Annotated in this window: 18 protein-coding genes; 7 read left to right on the plus strand and 11 right to left on the minus strand. The window is 42.3% G+C overall.

The window, feature by feature from the left end:
• Positions 1 to 167: 167 nt before the first annotated feature.
• Positions 168 to 1697, minus strand: a complete 1530-nt coding sequence (locus GO495_RS30855) for an ATP-binding protein (RefSeq protein ID WP_157303811.1) — start codon at positions 1695 to 1697, stop codon at positions 168 to 170.
• Positions 1698 to 2010: 313 nt separating this feature from the next.
• Between GO495_RS30855 and GO495_RS30860 the strand changes: the two genes are divergently transcribed.
• On the plus strand, positions 2011 to 3267 hold the full coding sequence (locus GO495_RS30860; RefSeq protein WP_157303812.1) for a BamA/TamA family outer membrane protein: 1257 nt from the start codon (positions 2011 to 2013) through the stop codon (positions 3265 to 3267).
• Between the two features lies 1 nt (position 3268).
• Here GO495_RS30860 and GO495_RS30865 read toward each other — a convergent pair whose 3' ends face one another.
• Positions 3269 to 3478, minus strand: a complete 210-nt coding sequence (locus GO495_RS30865) for a hypothetical protein (RefSeq protein WP_157303813.1) — start codon at positions 3476 to 3478, stop codon at positions 3269 to 3271.
• 422 nt (positions 3479 to 3900) lie between these two features.
• Here GO495_RS30865 and GO495_RS30870 point away from each other — a divergent pair, with 422 nt between their 5' ends.
• Positions 3901 to 5862 (plus strand): M1 family metallopeptidase, encoded by a 1962-nt coding sequence (locus GO495_RS30870; protein WP_157303814.1) that lies wholly within the window; start codon positions 3901 to 3903, stop codon positions 5860 to 5862.
• A 44-nt stretch (positions 5863 to 5906) separates the two neighbouring features.
• On the opposite strand, the gene GO495_RS30875 is transcribed toward GO495_RS30870, so the two are convergent.
• From GO495_RS30875 to GO495_RS30895, 5 genes are all read right to left on the minus strand, one after another.
• Entirely contained in the window at positions 5907 to 6485 is a 579-nt protein-coding gene (locus GO495_RS30875) for a YdeI/OmpD-associated family protein (RefSeq protein ID WP_205691364.1), read from the minus strand.
• Between the two features lie 5 nt (positions 6486 to 6490).
• Positions 6491 to 6901 carry a DoxX family protein gene (locus GO495_RS30880; protein ID WP_157303816.1) on the minus strand — a complete coding sequence of 137 codons (411 nt, stop codon included), beginning with the start codon at positions 6899 to 6901 and terminating at the stop codon, positions 6491 to 6493.
• Between the two features lie 6 nt (positions 6902 to 6907).
• Positions 6908 to 7372, minus strand: coding sequence for an SRPBCC domain-containing protein (locus tag GO495_RS30885; RefSeq protein ID WP_157303817.1), 465 nt, complete (start codon positions 7370 to 7372; stop codon positions 6908 to 6910).
• Complete coding sequence (locus GO495_RS30890) at positions 7372 to 7692, minus strand: ArsR/SmtB family transcription factor (RefSeq protein WP_157303818.1); 321 nt, start codon at positions 7690 to 7692, stop codon at positions 7372 to 7374. Before GO495_RS30890 ends, GO495_RS30885 begins: the two co-directional genes overlap by 1 nt.
• Positions 7693 to 7807: 115 nt before the next feature.
• Positions 7808 to 10747, minus strand: a complete 2940-nt coding sequence (locus GO495_RS30895) for a glycosyl hydrolase (protein WP_157303819.1) — start codon at positions 10745 to 10747, stop codon at positions 7808 to 7810.
• A 244-nt stretch (positions 10748 to 10991) separates the two neighbouring features.
• Here GO495_RS30895 and GO495_RS30900 point away from each other — a divergent pair, with 244 nt between their 5' ends.
• The 3 genes from GO495_RS30900 (at position 10992) to GO495_RS30910 (ending at position 18147) form a co-directional block, all read left to right on the plus strand.
• Positions 10992 to 12851 carry an amidohydrolase gene (locus tag GO495_RS30900; protein WP_157303820.1) on the plus strand — a complete coding sequence of 620 codons (1860 nt, stop codon included), beginning with the start codon at positions 10992 to 10994 and terminating at the stop codon, positions 12849 to 12851.
• Positions 12852 to 13042: 191 nt separating this feature from the next.
• Positions 13043 to 14560, plus strand: coding sequence for a family 43 glycosylhydrolase (locus GO495_RS30905; protein WP_157303821.1), 1518 nt, complete (start codon positions 13043 to 13045; stop codon positions 14558 to 14560).
• A 419-nt stretch (positions 14561 to 14979) separates the two neighbouring features.
• Positions 14980 to 18147 (plus strand): RICIN domain-containing protein, encoded by a 3168-nt coding sequence (locus tag GO495_RS30910; RefSeq protein WP_170302750.1) that lies wholly within the window; start codon positions 14980 to 14982, stop codon positions 18145 to 18147.
• 133 nt (positions 18148 to 18280) lie between these two features.
• Here the strand turns inward: GO495_RS30910 and GO495_RS30915 are convergent, their stop codons facing one another.
• Together GO495_RS30915 and GO495_RS30920 are read right to left on the minus strand one after the other, a co-directional pair.
• Positions 18281 to 19042, minus strand: a complete 762-nt coding sequence (locus GO495_RS30915; RefSeq protein WP_157303823.1) for a LytR/AlgR family response regulator transcription factor — start codon at positions 19040 to 19042, stop codon at positions 18281 to 18283.
• Positions 19023 to 20042, minus strand: a complete 1020-nt coding sequence (locus GO495_RS30920) for a sensor histidine kinase (RefSeq protein ID WP_157303824.1) — start codon at positions 20040 to 20042, stop codon at positions 19023 to 19025. Before GO495_RS30920 ends, GO495_RS30915 begins: the two co-directional genes overlap by 20 nt.
• Before the next feature lie 265 nt (positions 20043 to 20307).
• On the opposite strand from GO495_RS30920, the gene GO495_RS30925 reads away from it, so the two are divergent.
• Positions 20308 to 20700: a DoxX family protein gene (locus tag GO495_RS30925; RefSeq protein ID WP_157303825.1), complete on the plus strand. Its 393-nt coding sequence runs from the start codon at positions 20308 to 20310 to the stop codon at positions 20698 to 20700.
• Between the two features lie 49 nt (positions 20701 to 20749).
• The gene (locus GO495_RS30930; protein ID WP_157303826.1) at positions 20750 to 21796 is read left to right on the plus strand and encodes an alpha/beta fold hydrolase; all 1047 of its coding nucleotides are present in this window, start codon (positions 20750 to 20752) and stop codon (positions 21794 to 21796) included.
• Positions 21797 to 21954: 158 nt separating this feature from the next.
• Here the strand turns inward: GO495_RS30930 and GO495_RS30935 are convergent, their stop codons facing one another.
• On the minus strand, positions 21955 to 22317 hold the full coding sequence (locus GO495_RS30935; protein WP_157303827.1) for a DUF4406 domain-containing protein: 363 nt from the start codon (positions 22315 to 22317) through the stop codon (positions 21955 to 21957).
• Between the two features lie 61 nt (positions 22318 to 22378).
• Entirely contained in the window at positions 22379 to 22966 is a 588-nt protein-coding gene (locus GO495_RS30940) for a Crp/Fnr family transcriptional regulator (RefSeq protein ID WP_157303828.1), read from the minus strand.
• Positions 22967 to 23755 lie beyond the last annotated feature (789 nt).

Below are 23755 nucleotides of genomic sequence, written 5' to 3' on the forward strand. Positions count from 1 at the left end.
GAAAGGCAGGTGGATAAAGGGTTTCTTTTTTATGGACCTCTGGGATTTTCATGTAATCAGGCTGCCGTCACACCAGACCTCTTGAGAATTATCTCAGCAAGTCGGGGTTCTCTTTTTCCTGAAACGTTCGACAGATATCGTAAAATGAGGTAATTGTTTATGGAAAATCATTCCACTTCTTTAACCAGAAATTCTTCAACAGATCGTTTCTCTGAAGAGAAATTAATACCAATAGCTATTTTCTTCCTCGCATCTAATTGGTAAGAACGTAAATACCCTTTGTCAAAAATCTGGTCGAGGGCCGCCTGTGCGGTGCCATTCAGTTTTAACTCTAAAGCAAAAATATATTGATCAGTAAATACCAGGACATCGCATCTACCGGTAGAACTATGTACTTCGCTACGTATATCAAGACCTAAACGCTTAAAAGAAAGATGCACTATGATATGAAAGATCGATTCACTTTCGGCTTTCCAATGATCATAAGGAATAGTTGATAAAAGTACATCCAGCGCTTTGATCATTTGAGGAATATCATTATTCTTTAATGCCTTTCCTAAATCATATGTAACTGCCATCGAATCATTACCAGGAAATACATTCCGATAAGCACTCAGTAGCGCGTCGGTTAAACTTTCTTCTACTTCCTTATTAGGATACCCCAGCTCAAATAACCTTGTTTCAGCATCATAACTCTTAATAGTCAGGTAACCTGTCTGGAACAAAACCGGTACTGGGGCAATATGTTCCACATTAAAGCTACTCAAGGCATTTTCTCCAATCTGTACATTTTCCAGATCAAACTCCAGGTTATGTCTCATCAGATTTACTAACCAGGTTGGCGTACCAGTCTGAAACCAAAAATTTTGAATCCGCCCTGATCCCATATAACTAAGCACAGAGAATGGATTATACACTTTACTAGTACCATCCCAGGAATAGCCATTATACCATTCTTTTAATTTCTGCAAAATATCAGGTTGTCTTTGCTGAAGAACACTTATTTCTTCTCTAAAATCTGACTCCAGTTCTTGTTGGGTGATACCCATAAGTGTAGCATAATGGGGATTAAGCGTAATATCATACAGGTTATTCAGATCAGAGAAAATACTCACCTTGGTAAACCTGCTTACACCAGTGATCAGTAACAAACGAATATATTCATCGGCATCCTTTAATACAGAATAAAGACTCTTAAACACCGACCGGTTCTCCTCCACTTTCTCTAAATCTTCAAGATAATCCGTAATGGGCTTATCATATTCATCGATTAGGATCACTACCTGGCCATTCGCTGAGGCCTTACGTATTAATTCTTCAAACCTACCTTTTAAATGATTTGTTTCCAATTCTATGCCCAGCTCTTTTGCCAAAACGCCCATTTCTATATTGAGCGCCTCATACAATCCTAATTTTTGATAATCAAGCTTACTCAGTCTTAAGTGTATTACCGGATGTATTTGCGCCCAATTCCATTGATCATGGATCCAAAGGCCTTCAAATAGTTCTTTATTGCCACTGAAAATCTCCTTAATGGTAGAAAGCAACAAGGATTTACCAAAACGCCGGGGACGACTGAGAAAGTAATAGTTACCCGATTCAATCAAATTATAGATCAAACGAGTTTTATCAATATATAGAAACCCCCCCTTTCTTATTTTTCCGAAATCCTGTAAACCTATTGGATACTTCCTCATACTAACAAAGATAAAATAAAATCTATCACAAACGCCTTGCCACACGCTGAAAGCCCGTGCAACAACCGACTTGGAGTCATAGTTAAATTTTCTCTCCACTTTTTGCCGTCAGATAATACCCCCTCCAAATCTGTCCAATCCTGCATAATTTGATTCGAGGTTATGATACCTGGGGGCAGACCGGGCTGTTACACAAACAATGCTGGTTTAAAATTTGCGGGTTGGTTTAAAGAACAATATAAATAACCCATTGCTACATTATAAAAGTGCGCAAGGCCAGTGCCGCAAAATATTTTGTCTGTTATTCTTCATCATGATAGGTATACAAGTACATGCCCAGACGCCTGTCCAGGCAGATTCTCTACATGTGGACTCTTTACCCAATAAACATATACAAACAGAAGATCTGTCCAAACAGTACGATGTAGCCAATCTGATCAAAGGGATCTTTTACCCGAACAGGCTTCCCCCTCAGCGGCCTAAAAAGCCTTCCGGGATTGTTGTCATTCCTAATATAGCATCTAACCCGAGTATCGGGTTTCAGATAGGCATTAAAGCCGTGGCAGGCAGGAAACTGGGGAATGATTCCTCCACTCTGATGTCTGTAGCTGCTACATCAGCATCTATTACCACCAAGGGGATCATTTATTTTTATGTCAATCATAATATTTATACGCCCGGTAATAAGTGGAATCTCCAGGGCAATATAGTAGCCGCAAAGACCGTTACCCCCGATTTCGGGCTAGGGATAGCCCAGCCTTCCAATGGCAGTACGGAAGATAAGATATTAGCCAATCCCGGTCGCAAGGGACGTGCGCTCAATGGTCAATATTATAACATTAGAGAAAAAGTATATAAGGAAGTACAAAAAAATCTTTTTGTCGGAGTGGGCGTATCATTTGATATAAGACGAGATCTTCACAGTAAGGATACAAGCAACTTAACCCCCTACAATATTTATAGCGACAGACATGGATTTAACAGGACGCACTACATGGCGAACGGCCTTTTCTTCAACGTTCAATATACCACCCGCGACAACCAGAACCGTGCTTATAAAGGGATCTACGCAGATGCGGGCTTCCGTTTGAATCAAACCTGGATGGGAAGTACAAGAGGGGCCTTACAATTTACTACTGATTTCAGGAAGTACTTCAGTCTTTCCCACCGTAACCCGGAACATGTATTGGCCTTCTGGAACTGGGGATCTTATCTGCTGAGTGGGAATATCCCTTACCTGGAACTACCGGGGACAGGTAAAGATGCAGGGTTCCACAGTGGAAGAGGATATACTATCGGTTATTTTAAAGGCACAAAATACAATGATGCCGAAGTGGAATACCGTTTTCCCATATTAAGAAATAAGTTCCTCAGTGGTGTTGCCTTCTTTCACATGCAAACCGCAAATGATGAATCAGGTACAAAACTTTTCCAGGTATGGCAGCCCGGCGGAGGTGCAGGCTTACGCGTACTATTTAACAAGCATACACGCACTAACCTCTGTATGGATTATGCCTGGGGAAAATATGGCGCCAAAGGGTTCTTTCTTGGCTTAAATGAAGCATTCTAAATTATTCAAAACAACCAAGATCAGGTGCGGCTCCCTTAAACGGATAACCAATAGTAACATATGCCCATATGCCGGTGTACTTAGCTATCTGCGATTCCGTCATTGTATAATTACCACCGCGGATGTAAACAGTATCTCCGGCAACAACCGAAGTCTGGGCTCTTTGTATAGTATTTAACTTTCCCGGGCACAACTCAAATATCCTCTTCATATAAAATACTTACACAAGCTAATATAAGTAAATTCCGGTCTTAAAAACAATGTCCATCTTTGGGGTAGTGACTCAGTTTGATTACATAATCTTCGCGCTGGATGTTGTTGATCAATAAATACACCTTATCTGACGTGAATATCAGGTGAAGTTATATTGAAAAACAAATCCTGAACCCATATTCCAAAGCTGCATCAGGGAACTAAACAGTCAGATGCAGTGTATTTATGATCAACAACATCTGCCAATCTACGCTGTCATAACATTTAAACTGAGTCATTACCATCTTCTGCTGTTGTTGTTTCACAAAATCAGAAACAGATGAATTACAAGACCTGTATCCAAAATAAGTGGGGGATTCAGCCGCTTTCTTTTGCCAGAAAATTATAGTAGTTTACCAGGGTTCTTAATCAATTGACAACATGTATATATTTTCCCGCAACAGGAGTTTTACAAAAATAGCAACCATTATTATCCTGGTTTTTACCTGTCATACATCATTTTGTCAATCCAGGTATAATCCTTCCGTTTTGTTTCCGGCACTGCCGCTTTTACCCGCCGGTAATGAATACCGCACTGCCACGGGAGAACCGGGCCCTGCATACTGGCAGAACCAGTCGGATTATGTAATAGATGTAACGCTTGATGACCAGCAAAACCTGATCAAGGGGATTGTAACCATTACTTATACTAATAATAGTCCCCGGCCACTTTCTTCCTTATGGCTGCAATTGGACCAGAATGTTTATAAGCAGAATTCCAGGGGAATATTATCCGGACTGTTTCAGTACAAGAATCCTGATGAACAGGTAAAGGATGGCGGGTTTGAAATTGAGGAGGTAAAACTGACTGACAATAGTAACATCGCTTATGATGTATACGATACAAGAATGAAATTGTCCCTGTCTGAACCACTAAAAAAAGGACAGCAATTAACCTTCCGTGTAAAATATAATTATCTTTTTCCTGTCAATTATAAGAATGCCGATTTCCAGGTGAACAGAACAGATATTATGCCATCGAAAAATGGTAATATTTATGCCGTAGCACAATGGTATCCGAGGATGTGCGTATTAGATGATGTAGAAGGCTGGAACACGTTACCATATCTTGGCAATGGAGAATTCTATCTTGACTTTGGCAATTTTCAGGTGAACATAACATTACCATCCTCTTACCTTGTAGAAGCATCCGGTGATTTAATGAACCCGGAGGAAGTTTTAACCCCTGTTCAGTTGAAGCGATGGCAATCTGCTAAAGAAAGTTCCGGTCCGGTGTTTATCAGGTCGGCCAAAGAGGTATTGGATGCTTCTTCCAGGCCGGCAAAACCCACCTGTACCTGGAAGTTCAGGATGGACCGTACCAGGGATTTTGCATGGACGGCCTCCAAATCATTCATATGGGAAGTGTTAAATTTCCGGATAGGTGATGGAAAACCTGTTACAGGCAGTTCTTTATATCCTGTTGAATCAGAGAAGCGTAACAGTTGGTCAAGATCTTCTGAATACATCAGGTTTACATTACAGCATTTTTCTCAAAAGTGGTTTCCTTATCCATTTAACAAAGCGGTCAATGTTGCATCTAACCTGGATGGCATGGAATACCCCGGCATGGTGTTTTGTTCAGCCAAAGATACCGGTAACATGTACTGGGCGGTAGTAAATCATGAATTAGGTCATACCTGGTTCCCTATGGTCGTTGGCAGCAATGAACGCAAGTATGCATGGATGGATGAGGGCTTTAATCTTTTTATAGACAATATAGCAACCAGGGAATTTAATAAAGCAGAATTCGCTGGTTATGCTGAAATTGACATGCCGGTCGCTGCACTCTTTGCAGATACCATACTACCTATTTTAACCCGTCCTGATGCAATACCTGGTAATCAGGTGTACCCCATCCAATATCAGAAAGTTGCGTATTTGCTGGCGCTGTTGCGCAATGAGATCCTTGGGACCGACCGCTTTGATCATGCTTTCAGAAAATATATCCGTGACTGGGCATACAAACATCCAACTCCCTGGGATTTTTTCAGAAGCATGAACGCATCTACAGGCGAAGACCTCACATGGTTCTGGAAATCTATGTTTATAGAAAATTTCAGATTGGATCAAAGGATTGCAAAAGTTGAAACTACCGCTAAGAACAAGACTCTCATAACCATTGAAAATATTGATAGAGCGGCAATGCCACTTGTCATAGATATAACTTATACCAATGGCTTGCATGAGAAACGGTCTTTCCCTGTGGAAATATGGGAAAACGGGGCTTCATATACCTTTGCAGCCAACAAAGACGACCTTGTTTCCAAAGTCCTTATTGATCCGGATCAGGTTTATCCTGATGTAAACAGAGGAAATAATATTTATGATTTAAAACGATAAACAAATACTAAAAAATCATCCGGATAAATATCATGGAGCAATAACTAATCATCCAATCCCTTTCCATTGAGTATCTGTTTCGTATATTTTTCAACCCTCGACTCCCGGGTTTTGGATTGTTTGGGTGCAGAAAAATAAAGGATGTATCCTCTTTGCCGTCCCGGAGTCAATGCATCAAAAGCAGTTTTCAATGCAGGGGTTTTATCTAATTTATTTTGAAATTCTTCAGGAATGGTGAGTTCCGCGGTCGTTTTTAAATTCACTTTCAAACCGACTTTTTCCACTTCAATGGCTTCATAGATATAGGCTTTCAGGATGGCTTTCATCTCAACTATTTCCCGGGCATTGGTGAACCGGATCTGCCGCGCTGCCTGCGTATTCTTCGTTTGTTGGATCAGAATACCATTGGCATCATTTAACAGGGCTCCTTTGAAAAACAACAACGCACAGTATTCTTTAAATACATGTATCAAAACTATGTTACTGTTCTGAAACGTGTAACAAGGAACACCCCACTTCAATTCTTCTGTCAGTCCACAGTCAAGAACGATCTTTCTCAATTGCTCCAGTTCTTTCTGCCACTTTTCGTTTTTACTAAAATAAAAATCAACCTTGGGATTCATTCTATTCATTTATTAAAGTTAACTAAAACAGTTTTTCTATCCGCGGGCCTGAAATACCATGATACTATAGTCAGAGCTAATAATAACAACGAAGGCAATATTTCCTTCACGGAGTCGCCCAATGCGATATGCGAAAATATTGCTCCCGACATGAGAAAGAAAAAGCCTGCATAGGCCCATTCCTTTAGTAAAGGAAATTTAGGAATAAGTATCGCTACAACTCCCAAAATTTTCCAAACACCTATTATTGTTAGAAAATAGATGGGATAGCCCAAATATTTAATACCATATACCCCGGGCGGCGCCACGGCCCCTTCCCCTTGCACTTTCAATAACTGTACCATTCCGGTTGATACCATTCCCAATGAAAGCCAGAGCGTGGCGATCCAATAGATGATTTTATTTCTCTTTGTCATAATGTGTTATTTTAATTTACTTACGATGTCTTGTATCCGGTTATGTGCCATATTTATGCCCTGAGCAAAGGGTAATTGCAGCACCTGGTCTCTGACTGCAACTGATCTGTAGACTACATGCATATTGAGTCTGCTCCTGTCCTCTGTAAGTTGTTCAAATTCCAGGAACTCAAGCTGGACACCAAAAGGCGTGTTCTCCATTTCAAATGTCCTCGTGATTTTCCGGTTCGGGATAAACTCATGGATTACCCCGTTGAACCCGTGTTTGTTTCCTTTAGGATCGGTTGTTTCAAATTGCCAGCTACCGTGTCTTTTATTTTCAAGTTTCAGCACTTTCGTTCCCATCCATTGCTCAACAATGTCGGGCTCTACATAAGCTTTAAAAAGCAATTCCAATGGCAAATCAAACTCCCTTGTAATTACCAATTCCTGTTTGCCGTCCACGGCATTTATTTTTGTTTTTTGTTCCATTATTTGCCTTTATATTTTTTCATGATTGTTTCCAATTTGTTGAACCGGTCTTCCCACATTTTGCGGAATGGTTCAATGAAGTCGGCTACCTCTTTCATTTTTTTTGCATTTATATGATAGTAAACCTCCCTGCCGTTCTGCTCTTGTTTAAGCAATTCGCACTCGGTGAGTATTTGCAGGTGCTTTGAAACTGTAGGTCTTGCTGTGTCAAAGTTTGAGGCTATTGCACCTGCTGTCATGGATTGCGAAGCAACCAACAACAATATAGCCCTTCTTGTCGGGTCAGCTATGGCCTGAAATACATCTCGTCTTAAATTCATTGCGTAGCTATTTGACTACAAATATATATGTAGTTATTTAACTACGCAAATATTTCTGCGATTTTTTATTGGATGCTTTTTGTTTCCTGCGGGGTGAAGAGGTGGCAACTATGTATTAATCATCAGTTGCCGAATATATTTTCACAGGACCGAGTAATCCGGATTCAAGCAATGGCGTGCTTCCCCGTAGCATATCAAAACGGAAAACGTCGTGTGTTTGGGTAAACCTTTTTTCTTTGGGTAGATTCAGATCACCAACAACACGATTAGCCCATAAATTAATAACATCGATCTCCAGTATATTTCCTTTTTGTTTTACGGCCTCAGTAATTTCAACGCGCCAGGGAGCACACCATAAAACACCTAGTTTTTTTCCGTTCAGACGCACTTCTGCGACATCCTTAACCTCTCCAAGATCAAGAAATAATCTTTGTCCCTTTACATTTTCAACTGCATACTTACTCAAATCAAAAGCTTTTGTATACGTGGCCGTACCCGAATAATACTTAATTCCTTCTTCAGATCGTTTGGTCCAGCTTACCAGTTCCGGAAACTCCGCCTTAGCCGGGCCTCCCCATTTTGGATCAAATACAGTATGCCACGGGCCATCTAATTTGCATAGCTCTGTCAGCTCAGGAAAATTCCTCTTTGCCAGGCCCTTGACATCAATGGCAATGGGCTTACGAAATACAACAAAATAAGAACTGAACGCATCCAACTCCAGCGATAATGTAGTGCAGCTACCCGCTTGCTGATAGGCCTTTGCCATCCTGGTTGTACCAGTTACAGCATTCCATATCTCTGGTTGTTTTCCCGCAACCCGAAAAGTAAAATCACGTATTTCCTGTTGATTAGTCCGATTTATAACGAAATAAATTTCGGTTTCACCGCTTGTGCGATGAATATAATCGAATTGCTCAGGGTTTTCAGTCTGCCCGGTAAAAGTGAAGTCCGGAGCAACTCCATCAGCAAGGAGGATTTCCCCTGGTGTTTTCCCCCAAATTACACGCCCTTTTCCCAGGCGGCGCTCTGTACGGCTCTTACCGTCCAGATCACCCCATATCTCTGCCGCTATCTTTCGCACTTGTATATCGCACTCCGGATAATTCTTCAACTCTGCCGACATCTCCGGAGGGGAACCTACTACAGTTGCACCCATATTAATCAGCTCCCGGATCTTCTCAATCACCGGCAGTGACATCGCATTAGACGGAACAGGAGACACAGATAAACCCTGATATGCTCCCACCTCTTTAGCAATCTCCGGAGATGTAGAAGTACAATTCTGTAAAACCAACAGCCTGTAACTCATACCATCAGGTAAAACAATACGTCCATCTCTGACAGTCATCCTGGTAAGTAAGACTTCCGGATTAACATAATCACAGTCGTAGCCAGGACCGAGCGAAGGAATAACATATTTAGGTGGGGCAAGAAGCGGCGGTCTTTCACCCAGATAGAAACAAACATCCCCTACGAATTTCCCTTGTTGCAGCATATACTGGCAGCGGGAGAGATAGGTGAAAAATGCCGGTGACTGCTCCCACCAGGTAATGTTTGGGGAGAAATGCTGCCCGGCGCAATATTCATATCCCGGCTTGCCATCAGATGGGGGCTGGCAGGTAGCCTCATGTAGCATGAAGCGATTGATCCCCTCGCAAAAAGCATCATTAGCATATGGTTTGAGGTCGGATGGCCCCAGAGACCAATGTGTAACATCCTTTTCCTGCTGGGTGAAAGCCTCAGCCTCAGCCTGTCGCTTACCATAAACATGGGCAGCAGTTGCTGTTTGTTTAAGATTGAGTCGTTCTCTTCTGTCTTTATTATAGCCATCTGGCGAGTTATAATGTCCGTTTACCCAGAACTCGCCTGCAAGGATGTCACAATGTCCAAAATTCTTCAACACATCCTGAGGAGGAATATCGTTAGGGCCTCCGGCTTCATTACCTACCTGCATCCCATGCTCATGACACAAATCTGCAAAATGGCCATAAAAGTTCTCTGCTATACAATCCTGGATAGTACGATCAAAATCATCCCGAAACCGTGCAGATACATCTGCATTAGCGACCGTATATCCAGCAAGAACAGGCATATAAGCTTTCAGATCATATCCCCGGAATTTACTGAATTGATTAGTGAAATCCTGCGTCCAGGTAAGTTTTCCACATTCCCAACTGTCAGACCACAAATAATCCAAATGACCTCCTGCCTTCCCGGTCTCCTCAATTACAAGCTTGCCTAAATGGGCGAAATAATCGTCTAATGCCGCTCTGCTTAAATAGTCTATCTCATAGCCTTCTCCTCCCTGAAAAGTATCCCCATCGGGATACGCTTTCCATTTACTCCATGGATGTCCGGTCAACGTATATCCGGTCCGCAAAATCACCCAGTTCCCTTTCGGCACCACCCACTCAAAATGGCCACCCGCATCCAGTTTATCAGTTAAATCAATGACCGTTTCAGGGTCTATCTCTTTGGTACTATCCGGTACCTGAAATGCCTGTACCAGAATATCATGATAATATCCTTCTATCATTTGAGGCTGAGGAAGTATTCCTGAAAATGTTGCCGGTCCTGAAGTCCTCAATTCCGCCGACACAACCTTCTTCATTGCGTTATCCCTGGTTACCGACGGCCCCATCAGGGTCCATCCACCAGCCAGATTAAAGCCGATTTCCATATGCAGCCTTTTAGCTTCTCTGACTGCATGACGAAAAAGCTCACGCCACTCCTCACCAAGAAACTTTACACCAGGAAGAGGTTCCTTCCCTGCATATCCCCCATTACAAATCAGATTGACTCCACTGATCCCCTTCGCCTTAAACTGCTCTAAATCCCGCGTAATTCCTTCTTTGGTCACCCGATTATAAATCCAAAACCAATAAACTCTCAGCTTGGCAGAATCCGGCGGTGAACGAAATAAACTTAATAATGTATCCGTACCGGAAGTTATTTTTCTTATATGATCTTTCCTTTGCTGTGCCTGGCTTACATCATTAATATTAAGAACAAGAAGCGTTAATAGAACTATAAACAGGGATATTCTATGCATGAACATGAAATTATATGGATACTTATATATAGTTAACACTTTATTTCTGACTGCAGTAAACAAATATCACTCAAACTAATCTTGCCGGGCATTCGCCGCAGGCATACCCTGGCAAATGTAGTCGTGTTTATAGTTCAGTATCCTCCTTAATATCAGCCATAAACAATAACAGGAGTTCATTGTTATATTCCTGCTGGCAGAAGTCTGCTCTTTCCACTCAAAAGCAACCAAAACCTCAAATAATATGGAACACCACCACCATTCCTGCACGCATTGTGCCTGTAACAATCCAATACTGGCAATATTAAAAGATGAGCTATTCAGTCCTGCGAACTTTTCCGCACTACCAACCGCAAAGGTCGTTGCTAAAGAACAGCCCAAAACCCTTATGATCAGTGGCGGCACTATAAGACCAATGATCAACGGATCGGTTGAAACAGTACCGGCCATAGGCATTGCAGATGGATATGTAGTAGCTACAGGTACCGAAAAACAGGTATACGAATTCATGCAGCAAAATCATCCCGGTTTTATCACCAGGGAGTTGCAACCGGGGCACACATTACTGCCTGGCCTTATAGAACCACATGTTCATCTCGTCCCCACAGCTATATTAATGGGCTGGCTGGATGTGGGAGGATTTGACGGACAGGATTTGCGTCAGGGGTATGATATCACCTCCGTTCGCGATATTATCAGACAGGAAGTACCTCATGTAAAGCCGAAACACTGGATACTGGGAACAGGTCTTGATCCGGCTTTAATGCCTTTGCAAAAAAATAATACGGAGTTAATAACTATAGATATTGACCTGTTAGATACCATTACCGAAGCAGTGCCTGTAATGATAATAAGTGCTTCCATGCATACGCTTTATCTGAACACGCCCGCGCTGAAAGAAGTTTACAATAATGAAAAAAACAGTTCTTTAAGGAAACAGTATCCTGATTTCAACGACTACAAAAATGCCACAAAAGGGCAATTGCAGGAAGCTGAGGGTATGGACCCGGCCCTTAAAACAATCCCGCTGCAACAGAAAGCAGCCATGTTCCTGGATTCATTCAAGCACCTGAAGCAGCTTTTCCAGACAGCCAATGAGAGAGGGGTAACCTTTATGTACGATGCAGGGATGAACAATAGTCTGAAAGCTTTACTTGATGCATATTTATTGGTGCATCCGAGGGCCGTACGCATTGGGGCCGCCCAGATATGTTATACTGTAGATGATGCGAAAGCGCTACCGGTTTATACTCCTGCTACCGATTACAAGGATGTATATATCGGGCATGTAAAAGTAATTTCTGATGGCTCCAATCAGGGATTAACAGGATATCAATCTGAACCGTATTTATGTAACCCGGAGAACAACTATGGCATATATAATTTCGGACAGGATAAGCAACCACTGCAGGCGCCACAGGATTTTAAAGACCTGATGAAAACTGTCATTGCAGAAAAAGGCTGGCCTTTGATGCTCCATGCTAATGGTAACCGCGCTATTCAATTTGCCATTCAGGTGTATCAGCAATATATACCCACACCCTCGCAGGGAGTACGGCACAGGATAGAACACTGCTCCTTAACAACCCTGGATCAGTTAAATACCATGAAACAACTGGAGGTATCCCCAAGTTTCCTGATTGGCCATGTGGGCTATTGGGGATATGCTTTCCAGGAAGCGATCTTCGGGGACAAATCCAATATGCTTGATCTTTGTAATGCTGCGCTAAAAGCAGGGATGAAGATAACGCTGCACAGTGATAATCAGGTAAGCCCCCTGGGGCCTTTGAGAATGATGGAGCAATCGGTTACCCGGATAATGGAGGCCGATCCGGCACTCGCGACCCTGAATGCGCCGGAATGTATTACTGCTGAACAGGCATTGACTGCGATAACCTATGATGCGGCATGGCAATGTTATGCAGAACAGTGGACAGGCTCACTGAAAGTAGGGAACTTTGCTGACTTTGTTGTGTTGCAGCAAGACCCGCTTACTATCAAAGATCCGTATATGAATATCCGGAATATCAATGTGCTGGAAACCTGGGTCGGCGGTTTGCTGGTTTATAGTAGCAAAGTGAGTAAGATGGTTAGTATGGCGTAGACTATACGTACAGTAAAAATCAAATAAAGAAAAGCCCGTAGGGGCTTTTCTTTTGTCCATTTTAGATTCCTTTTCTACGAAGCCAATAACTATCAATCTGTTGAATATTATTCCCGTTAATCATGACGGGAGTGCGTTACATTATTCAATACCATAGTGTATTATTGTAGCTCCCTCATAACCTGAAAACCATGAAAAGAAACAATTTGTTAGTCCTCTGTGGATTGTTTGTACTCGCATTCACACAAGGCTGTAAGAAGAGTCAGTCAGATACATTTAAAGCCAGGACTGTAGCAGCGAACAGTGTTGCATTAAGCACTTCGAATATTTTCACAAACTCATTGCCCTCTATAGATAATGGCAGCTATTATGATCCCTGGGTGATCAACATTGGCGGTTATTATTACTATTGCGGATCCAATGGCGGAAGTTTGTATATCACGAGGTCAGCCATACTAGAGAATCTGTTGCAGCAAACGAAAACGTTCATCTTCACACCTCCCCCGGGGACAGGTTATTCCTCCAACCTGTGGGCTCCTGAGCTGCATTACTATAGTGGCAGGTGGTATGTTTACTTTGCAGCGGATGATGGTAACAATGACAATCACCGTATGTACGTACTCGAAGGTGGCTCCAATGCCAGTGATCCGCTGGACGGAGCTTATAACTATAAAGCTAAACTGAACGCGACTACCGACCGCTGGGCTATTGACGGGCATCCTTTTGATTTCAACAGCGAGCAATATTTTATATGGTCGGGATGGGAAGGCTCCACGAACGTGTCCCAGTACCTGTACATTGCCAAAATGAGCAACCCCTATACGATTTCAGGGGAAAGGGTGGAGATTTCCAGACCTGATTATGACTGGGAGAAGGTCGGCACTCCTACAGTGAATGAAGGTCCAACTTCGCTGATCAGCAACAATACGGTCAACATCATTTACTCTGCCAGCGGTAGCTGGACCAATGACTATTGCCTGGGCAGAATTACCTGCACCAATGGCAACCTGATGGCAAAAGCATCCTGGACGAAAGCTTCTACTCCTGCCTTTGCTAAATTCGGGAACATCTATGGCCCCGGTCATGCTTCCTTTGTAAAGTCTGCTGATAATATCCAGTGGTGGATCGTGTATCACAGCGCCAATGCAGATGGTTCCGGCTGGGACAGGAGAGTGAATGCACAACAGTTCTCCTGGAACGGGGATGTGCCCTATTTTGGTTATCCTATTGAAAAGGGGATTCCTGTTGCAGCGCCTTCTATCGGGCCAAGTTATGCGATGCCGTTGGCTAACGGTACTTACAGGATTAAATCAAAGGTTACTTCCCAATGTGTGGACGTGCCCAGCGGCAGCTCCACTCCCGGATTGCAGATCCAGGAATGGACGGATAACGGGGCGACGGCCCAGAAATGGACGTTCGCCAGTCTGGGTAATGGTTATTACAAGATCACCAGTGTGGCTTCCGGCTTATGTCTGGACAATGCAGGTGGATCACCTGATGCCGGCAATATCCTGGTCCAGGAGACGGACAACGGCAACATTGCGCAGCAGTGGAGAGTACAGGATATGGCGAATGGCTTTTTCAAGATCATCAACAAAAGAAGTCTGATGGCGTTGAATGTGCCTTACAGCAATCAGACGCCAGGCACAAAGCTGGAACAGTGGTGGGAAAATCAATATGACGCAGAGTTATGGCAGATCATCCCTTAATATTATTTGAAAATGGCCTGCTGTAAGCAAGCCATTTTCTTTTGTATTACACTTAATCCGTACACTATTGATCATAAACCTTTCAGGATAACGGCTACCTGAAACAATACCTCCCGGCATTAGAATCCGTTGCCTCAAAGCAGTTAAAAATATCGCCCTTTAGCCTGAAACCTATCAGTTATCCTTTAGATTTTCGGGTACAAGTCTCTATATAAAACATTGATTATCCAATATATAATTTTAAAACCGGTTGGATTTTTTATCAGACGAAGTTATTACGGCTTATCACATTCCATTAATGGTTTACTTTGACCAGTGTGCAGACATTATTCAATATGGCTATCACGGGGGCCACAGTGTCAACTTGTAAGACTATAAATTATCTTTATATTGAAAATACCCTCAAAATAGATTTCCCTATGAAAAAACTGTTTTTTTATTTATTGATTCTTTGTCTTGGCACGATTGATACGTATGCTCAAGCCCTTAGAACCTTTTATGTTGATTTCGGCCCCAATGATGTTACCAATGGCAACATCACTAACAGTCCCGATATAAATGGCAATTACTGGAACAACGTTACGAATACCAGTACGACAGCTCCTTCGGTATATCTGTTAACAAGCAGGAACACATCGTCCGGTGCATTTATAAACATTACGGCCGGATTTAGCTCAAACGGTATTAACAATGGCGGTTTATTAGCACCTGCTGCGGCACTCTTAAAGGACTTTGCGATCAATACAGCTACGCAGGATTATTTTCATACGGATAATACCGCGGGTTTTATAATAAAGGGCCTGGACGTTAGCAAAGGATATGTCTTTAATTTTTTTGCTACCCGGAATGATCCTGAAGTGCGCAAGTCAAATTATACACTTGTTGGCAAAACGACCTATAGCGCTACACTTCAAACCTCCGGAACGAATTTAGGCGGAACAGGGTACAATGGTAATAACAGTACTGTTTTGACTACGGGTACTATTAGCCCCGATGCAAAGGGCCAGATAGCCATTACTGTAAAAAGGGAACTTGGTAGTTTCGCCTATATTGGTGCGCTGAAAATTGAGGAAGTAAGGATACCTGTTACAGCTTTGAAAACGGTGTATATTGATTTCGGACCGAATGATGTTACCAATGGTAATATCACCGCCAGCCCAGACATAAATGGTAATTACTGGAACAATGTAACCAATATCAATACCACAGCCCCTCCCGTAAATCTCGCAGATAAAGCGAATGCATCTACCGGGGCGTATATTAAAATCACTTCCGGGTTTTTATCCAATGGTATTCAAAATGGAGGTTTATTATCACCAGATGCTGGTTTATTAGGTGATTTTGCTATCCCTACAGCTACCCAGGATTATTTTCACACAACCGCATCTTCCAGTCTTTCTATAAGAGGTTTAGATAAAACAAAAGGTTATGTTTTCAATTTGTTTGGAACCCGGAATGACCCTGAGAAACGAATTACCACGTATTCACTGACAGGCGCTTCATTCTACAACGGAATTTTGCAAACCTCCGGGACCGATCTGGGAGGAACAGGTTACAATGGTAATACGAAAACCATTTTGACCTCAGATATAATAATGCCTGATGATAATGGTCAGATAAACCTTACAGTAACCAAAACTGAAGGATCGTTTGGCTATTTGGGAGTTATGAAAATGAATCAGGTTGATCCTGTTGTCTTTGAGCCCTATTGTCCAACAAAGGATATTGGTCGCATAGCAATCATGGGATCTTCTGTTCCGTCAGGGACCGGTGCCACCAACAATCAGGGATATGCCCAGTTATACGCCCAACTGCTTACAGCCCGGGTAAACGGTGGTGTGGGGCAACCATGGAACGTGTCGAATATTTCAGTCCCCGGCAACAACACCATTAGCGTTATAAACCGCTGGGATAATGACTTATTACCACTCTGCAGCAGATACGTTATTTATGCACTTTCATTAGGAAATGAAGGCATTACTACAGGAGGACAGGCAACTTTCGACCAATTCAGAGACAATATGAAATTGCTTATAAATAAAGCAAGACAACAAGGTATCGAACCCATTATAACCAATTGCTATAGCCGTGAAGATTACACTGCTACGGAATACAATTTTATTAAGCAGATGAATTTATTGATTCATTCCTGGAATGTGGCCAGCGTAAATTTGTTAGGTGCACTGGACAATGGATCGGGTAGATGGGCTACGGGCTATAAGTATGACGATTTGCATCCTAACGATGCCGGTCATCTTGAGTTTGAGTATGCAATTGTTCCTTCGTTGTTCGATGCCTTAAAAGCAGGGAAGTCTCAGCCTTACAGGGTGGATGGTACGTCGTTAAGCTTAAGCGCGGCCAGTGGTTATAAGCTTCAGATTAAGCCGGAAGAAACCCTTCATTCCTTTACCTATTCTTATGATATACAAACTTCATCAACAGGGCAGGTGGCAGAATTGAGCACGGCTGCGGGGCTAAATAAACTGGTTATCAATGCTTCGGGTAAAATGGATTATTCGTCGGCCTCATCAACCGGCATTCCGGGACTTACTGTTCTTAACGACAACCAATGGCATAAAGTAACGTTAACGCATTATTATGCTATGGGTAAAACGTTACTTTATATCGATAAGGTACTACAAGGCGCTATAGCTGAAAAAATTGTTACGACCAGCTTCGACTTAAATGGATCCAATGCCCCGGCGGCAAATTACAGAACGTTACTCCTCTATCGTTCTGGTATGGCTGCCGAAGAAATAAACGCAATGGTTGATGCTAATTTGCTGAAATCCAGCCTCGAAATTTATTCGCCGCTTGACGGTGCTAATGTATTTAGCGCAGATCCCATTGTAAACCTGGCACAGAGTACAAATAAGGTAAGGAAAGTGAACCTTATTTCAGGAACCTACTACCTCCAGAACCGTTTCAGCAGGTTGTACATGGATGTTGATGATAATCTGATTACGCAAGATGGCGCCAATATCCAACAATGGGGCTTTATGGGTACGACCAATCAGCAATTTACGTTTACTCATTTAGGGAATGATGTCTATAAAATCATTTGTGTCAAATCCGGAAAATCGGTTGACGTATCCGGAGTCAATACCGCAGATGGCGTCAATGTACAACAATGGGGCTATGGCAGTGGAGCAAACCAACAATTTTCGATGGTGCCTGTTGATAGCGATTATTATAAAATAGTAGCAAAACACAGTGGTAAACTTGTTGAGGTTTCCAATTTCAGTACCGTTAATGGAGGGAATGTTCAGCAATGGACGGATGTCAATCAAATCAGCGGTCAGTGGAAATTAATCCGACTGAGTGCAGCGATGCCGGCCACAATTGCCAGCGCCACGAAGAAAGACGATATAACCGGTATTTCCGTGTATCCTAACCCGGCCGTGACCACACTTTATGTAGGTGGGGTTACGAATCCTGTAAGTATTGAAGTATATAATAGTTTAGGTCTGTTGCAGATATCATCCTTTGGAACATCTATCGCGGTTGACCAACTGAAAGCCGGTATGTATTTCGTGCAACTAAAATCAAAGGGAATATATCAAGTGTTAAAATTTATCAAACAATAACCAATGGCAAGTGTATCCTGACAGACGCATACCATACGGCATTGTGCAAAAATGATAAAATCCGCTACAGCAGTGGATTTTATCATTTTTATAGGCTAAAGAGAGATCATTGCATAAAGTCCTGATCGATATTCTACCGTTCCTCCATCCAGGCAAGAAAACGTGTTGCTTTTTCCTTATTCACCAACAGTTTCTCCTTTGTTTCAATCACCAGCTTAACATGCAGTTTTCTCAAAAAGAAATGTTCCACTTCCTTGATAGCTGCAAAATTCAACAGGCATTGACGATTGATCCTGAAAAACTGCCGGGGAGATACCTGTTGAGCGATCTGCTCAAGCGATTGGCTAATCACGTATTCCTGTTTATCAAAGCACATAATACAGGTAGCATCGTTGCGTATATTAAAGAATGCGATATTATCGGTATGTATCGTCGTATACTTCTGATTCCTGAATACCAGAAAGCTCGTTTTCCCTGACGTTGTACCCAGCTTTGAGAGCAGTTGTCCCAGATCAGGCATCAGCTTCTGCTGAAAAAAATTCTTTAACGTATCCACCTTCTTAAAAGCTTCCTCGATGTCCTCACGGGAAAAAGGTTTCAACACATAATCCACGCCATTCTGTTTAAATGCCTGTATAGAATACTCATCAAATGCAGTACAAAAAACCACTGGACTGGTAACGCTGACTTGTTTAAAGATTTCAAATGATAAACCATCCGCCAGCTGTATATCCATAAAGATCAGGTCCGGCTGCACTTCCTGCGACAAAGCTCTTACCGTACTTTCTATACTCTGATACCGGCCGGCGATCGTTGCTCCAGGGCGAATATCCAGGATCAGCTTTTCCAGTGACCGTGCCGTCTTTAATTCGTCTTCAACGATGATGATATTCATAAATTAAAGGCAATTTGATTTGAAACAAGTGTTTGTCATTTACAATTTCTATTTGCTGATCCAGCAGGTGCTTATAACGAAGGTTTACATTCTCTAACCCTACTCCCAGCGAGTGATGATCGCCAGTCTTTAATTGAACCGGGTTTTCAAGTACGATCTTATCCCCCTCATTATACAATCTGATATGTAAGGGCTTTTCCAATGACACCACATTATGCTTGATACAATTCTCTACCAGCAACTGCAAAGTAAATGGAGGGATCAGCGTATGCAGCACACGTTCCTCTAAAGTATTTGTAAAGGTAAATCCCCCTTCAAACCGGGCATTTTGCAGGAACAAAAAAGCCCTGACAATCTCCATTTCATCTGTTACCTGTATCAGGTCGGACTTCCGGCTTTCCAGCGTATGCCGGTAAAAGTTAGACAGTTTCAGGATGAAGTCGACCGCATCCTCATCCCCGGTTTCCACCATCGCTTTCAATGTATTCAGGCTATTGAACAGGAAATGCGGGTTGACCTGTTGTTTCAGCAATTCGTACTGGGCGGCGAGATTGTCATTCTTCATACGTTCCAGTTCCATATTCACATACTGGTTTTCGTAATTCTGCTGCAACAAGTGCAGGAACATATAACATACCAGGTTGATCAGTAATCCCCTTACCTCCACCATCAGCATCACCGGTCCGAAATTGATATGCGTCAGGATCTGTTGTTGTATCCAGGCCAGTGCGAACATGATCACTATACCTATTCCCAGCGTAACAGACAACCGGCGATAAGAGATCTGCTGCTTTGGAGATTTTGCAGGGTACCGGGACAGCATGTACAGGTTCACATACCACATTACCAAAGCGAACGAGGATGTGAGTACTGCATTGACAATGGCCTCTGCCAGGTTAAACTGATGCTGCGCAAACTGTGGTACGGAAGACAGCAATCCCAGTATGATGGAGCTTGTCCAGATGATGACCGGCGAAATGTTGATAGACTTTGTTTTCATCAATAACAATGTTACACCCTTTATGGAAAGACAAATTGTTTGCTGTATACGATTGGCAAAAATAGTAATAACATGCAATCCTTTGGCATAACATTTCCCTGGGACCCGGGAGCTGATTATGTCTATTTCAGGGGGAGTATATCAACATTAACCGCAGGATTGTCTAATTGACCCCTTAACCTGTCCACTTCAGGAAATCCTCCCTATGCAACCAGCTAGATTCAATACAACTTTGTGTCATCACAATCACAAAAAACTAAATATTATGAACTTACAGACTTCAAAAGCAATTTACTGGACAGGCGCAATATTAATTTCCTTATGGTTTGGCGCCAGTGGATTTTTCGAACTGACCACCAATCCTATCGTATGGGGTATTACACAACAACTCGGTTATCCTGCTCATTTTATATATATCCTGGGTGTTTTCAAGCTCTCCGGCATTGCCGTATTGCTCATACCGAACAAACTACTTCGTTTAAAAGAATGGGTTTTTGCAGGGATCTTCTTCGACATCCTGTTTGCATTCTTCTCTAAGATCGCAGTGCTGGGATTTGTTGCTACCATTGATGCTATCATTGCATTTACCATTATCACGGTAACGTATATAATGTTCAGGAAATTATATCCTGCTACTTATGTATCTGTCAACAAATAAAGCCGTTCATGCGTATAATGAACAGTAATCACCCATTAATACTACAGTCATGAAGACTTTACCTTCTATCATCACTACTATTCTTCTTTATATGAGCACATCTCAGGCATTCGCAGCCAATAAAACCGATAGCGCAGCCGTATCAGATGCATTCAGTCATGTTAAACAGATCAAAGCAGGCGTACTGGATATTGGCTATGCCGAAGTTGGGCCTGCCAATGGAGAACCTGTTATCCTGTTACATGGATGGCCTTATGATATTCACAGTTATACGCAGGTGGCCACAGTACTATCCGGCAAAGGCTATCGTGTGATTGTGCCTTATCTGCGTGGTTACGGCACTACCCGGTTCCTGTCTGCTCAGACCATGCGCAATGGTCAGCAAGCAGCACTTGCTGCTGATATCATTGCTTTCATGGACGCGTTGAAGATAGACAACGCAATCATCGGTGGTTTTGATTGGGGAGCGCGCACTGCAGATATTATTGCCGCCCTCTGGCCGGAACGGTGTAAAGCCCTCGTATCTGTAAGTGGCTACCTGATCGGCAGTCAACAAGCCAATGCGGCGCCGTTGGCGCCTAAAGCAGAGCTTAGCTGGTGGTATCAGTTCTACTTTGCCACAGCGCGCGGTGAGGCAGGCTACAAAGCCAATACACGTGAATTTGCAAAACTGATCTGGCAAACGGCTTCTCCTCAATGGCATTTTGATGATAGCACATTCGCCGTTTCAGCTGCGGCATTTGAGAATCCCGATCATGTTGCGATTACAATACATAACTACCGCTGGCGTTTGGGTATTGTCAGCGGAGAAAAACAATATGATGCAATTGAAAAGAAGCTGGCGGCAGGACCGGTTATAACAGTACCGACGGTTACATTGGAAGGAGATGCGAATGGTGCTCCTCACCCTGCACCATCAGCGTATGTTGCTAAATTTACAGGCAAATATGTACATCATACCATTACGGGAGGAATAGGACATAATTTGCCGGAAGAGGCCCCGGAGGCGTTTGCCAATGCAATTATGGAAGCGGATGGTATGGCGAAGCAGGCTACAAGTACTGCCTGGTTAGGCTGGGATGAGAACATTCAGTGATTTGAGAATTTTCAGTCAACGATCGGATCAGTGAGGCTTGATCGAATCAACCGAAATCGCAAATTGTCCAGGTTGTTGCCAGCTAAAAAAGGAACAAATCACGCTAGAAAGAATTGTTCCTTTTTTAGCTGGACATGAATATAACTGGTAAAAGTTCATTATTCGTTTTCTGCATCCGGCACCTCGTCCAGGTTGTAATAAACCTTCAATCCGCGCGCGCTGGCTTTTCTTACATCTTCGTCGGCACCTTTAGATGCACCTTCCAGTCGAAGAACAGCATCACATTTTTCTAACATCCGGTGTGCTACCGGATATTGAATTTCTTCCCATGCTTTGTCGCCAGGTTGCTGAGAGCCAGCCAGGCGAATTAATGGCAACGCCATCCATTCTCCAATAAAAGGGATATGTCCTTTTCTAAATAAAGGCAAGGCAACAGATTCCAGCTTCTCGAGGTTTTTCTTCATTAATACAGGATCATCATTTGTCCCGCTGCGATAAGGACCGGCAATAAGAATTAACATGAGCGCTTGTTTTTTACAAAAGAAAACAGAATCGGGCAAAATTATCTTAAGGTAGTTTAAGTTATTCTCTGCGCAGCTGTTTTTTACGGATGCCACTTAAAAACTCCGGCGTAATGCCAAGGTAAGAAGCAATTTGTTTTTGCGTTACCTTACCCGCCATTTGAGGATATTTGTTTAGAAACCGGTAGTAGCGCTCTTCTGCCTTAAGCGTGAGGTTTTCTATGGTACGTAGTTGTTCCCGTGTATAGGCGTTCTGCATCAGTATCCGGAAAAAGCGTTCAAAACCGGGAATGGCAGTGAATAAATGATCAAAATTATTTTTACTTAAGTTGAAAACGATACTGTCTTCTATGGTCTCTATGAAGGTCATGCTGGGCTTTTCATTCAGAAAGCAATACATATCCGTCAGCCACCAGTCAGCCATAGCAAACATAATAGTAGACTCCTTACCTCCTTCGTCAAGACAATAGGATCTTAAAGCGCCTGAATGAATATAGCTTAGTTGGTTACAAATCTGTCCTTCCGCCAGTATAGTTGTTCTTTTGGGTATTTCTTTATAGGTCAGGATGGAAATAAAATGCTCTTCCTCTTCTCTGGTAAGAGTGATGTGTTTATTTATATTTTTTAAAATCAGATTATATATTTCCATGGAGCGGTTAGAGAAATTGCCTGCAAATTTATTTTCTTCAAATATACCTATCCTGTTTTATGTTGTAGCTGAAAATGAAAAAGGGGCCAATCGTCTTGATTTGAAAAGACCGACTGTCAGCTCAACTTCATTGCTTTCCTGTAGCGTATAAACGCCCAGGTCAGTCCGGTTATAAATGGCCCGTTCAAAAATGCTAAATACAGCAAGTCGCTACCTGCTGAGGATAATCCGATGTCCAGATAATAGCTAAAATCCTTAAGGACTATTAATACAGTGGGAGACAAGGGCAATAAAAACCAGCTTAAAACAGTCAATAACCGGTTATCCCGTACCACTTCCAGTTTGCACAAAAAAATAGTCAGACATAATACACAAAGAAACAAACAGTATAAAATTATATACACGATTGTCATCATTGTGACCGCTTCAGCCGTCAGCCATTCACTTTTGTAATTCTTGTTTTCTATAACTGTAAAAATGGAGGTAATTACAACTGTAATCAGGAATGGGTAGAGAATCGCTTGCTGATAATACTTACTTAATCTCATAAGGTAATATTGGGATAAGAGAGATTATTTCCAGTATTCGCGGGTACTTTTGATTGCTCTCCGATCGGGTACAAGGTTAATAATAACAAATATAACTACTATCCGGGATAGGACGATTGAACTAAAAGGGAAAAACCCGATTACTGTAAATGTGATAATGGTAGTAAAAGTTCTTGTAATATTAGCGCTAAAGAAGTAGATGTTCTCGTATTAATAAAAGCAAAAATAACGATGATTCCAA

This window comes from Chitinophaga oryziterrae, from assembly GCF_009758125.1.
GTDB lineage: Bacteria > Bacteroidota > Bacteroidia > Chitinophagales > Chitinophagaceae > Chitinophaga > Chitinophaga oryziterrae.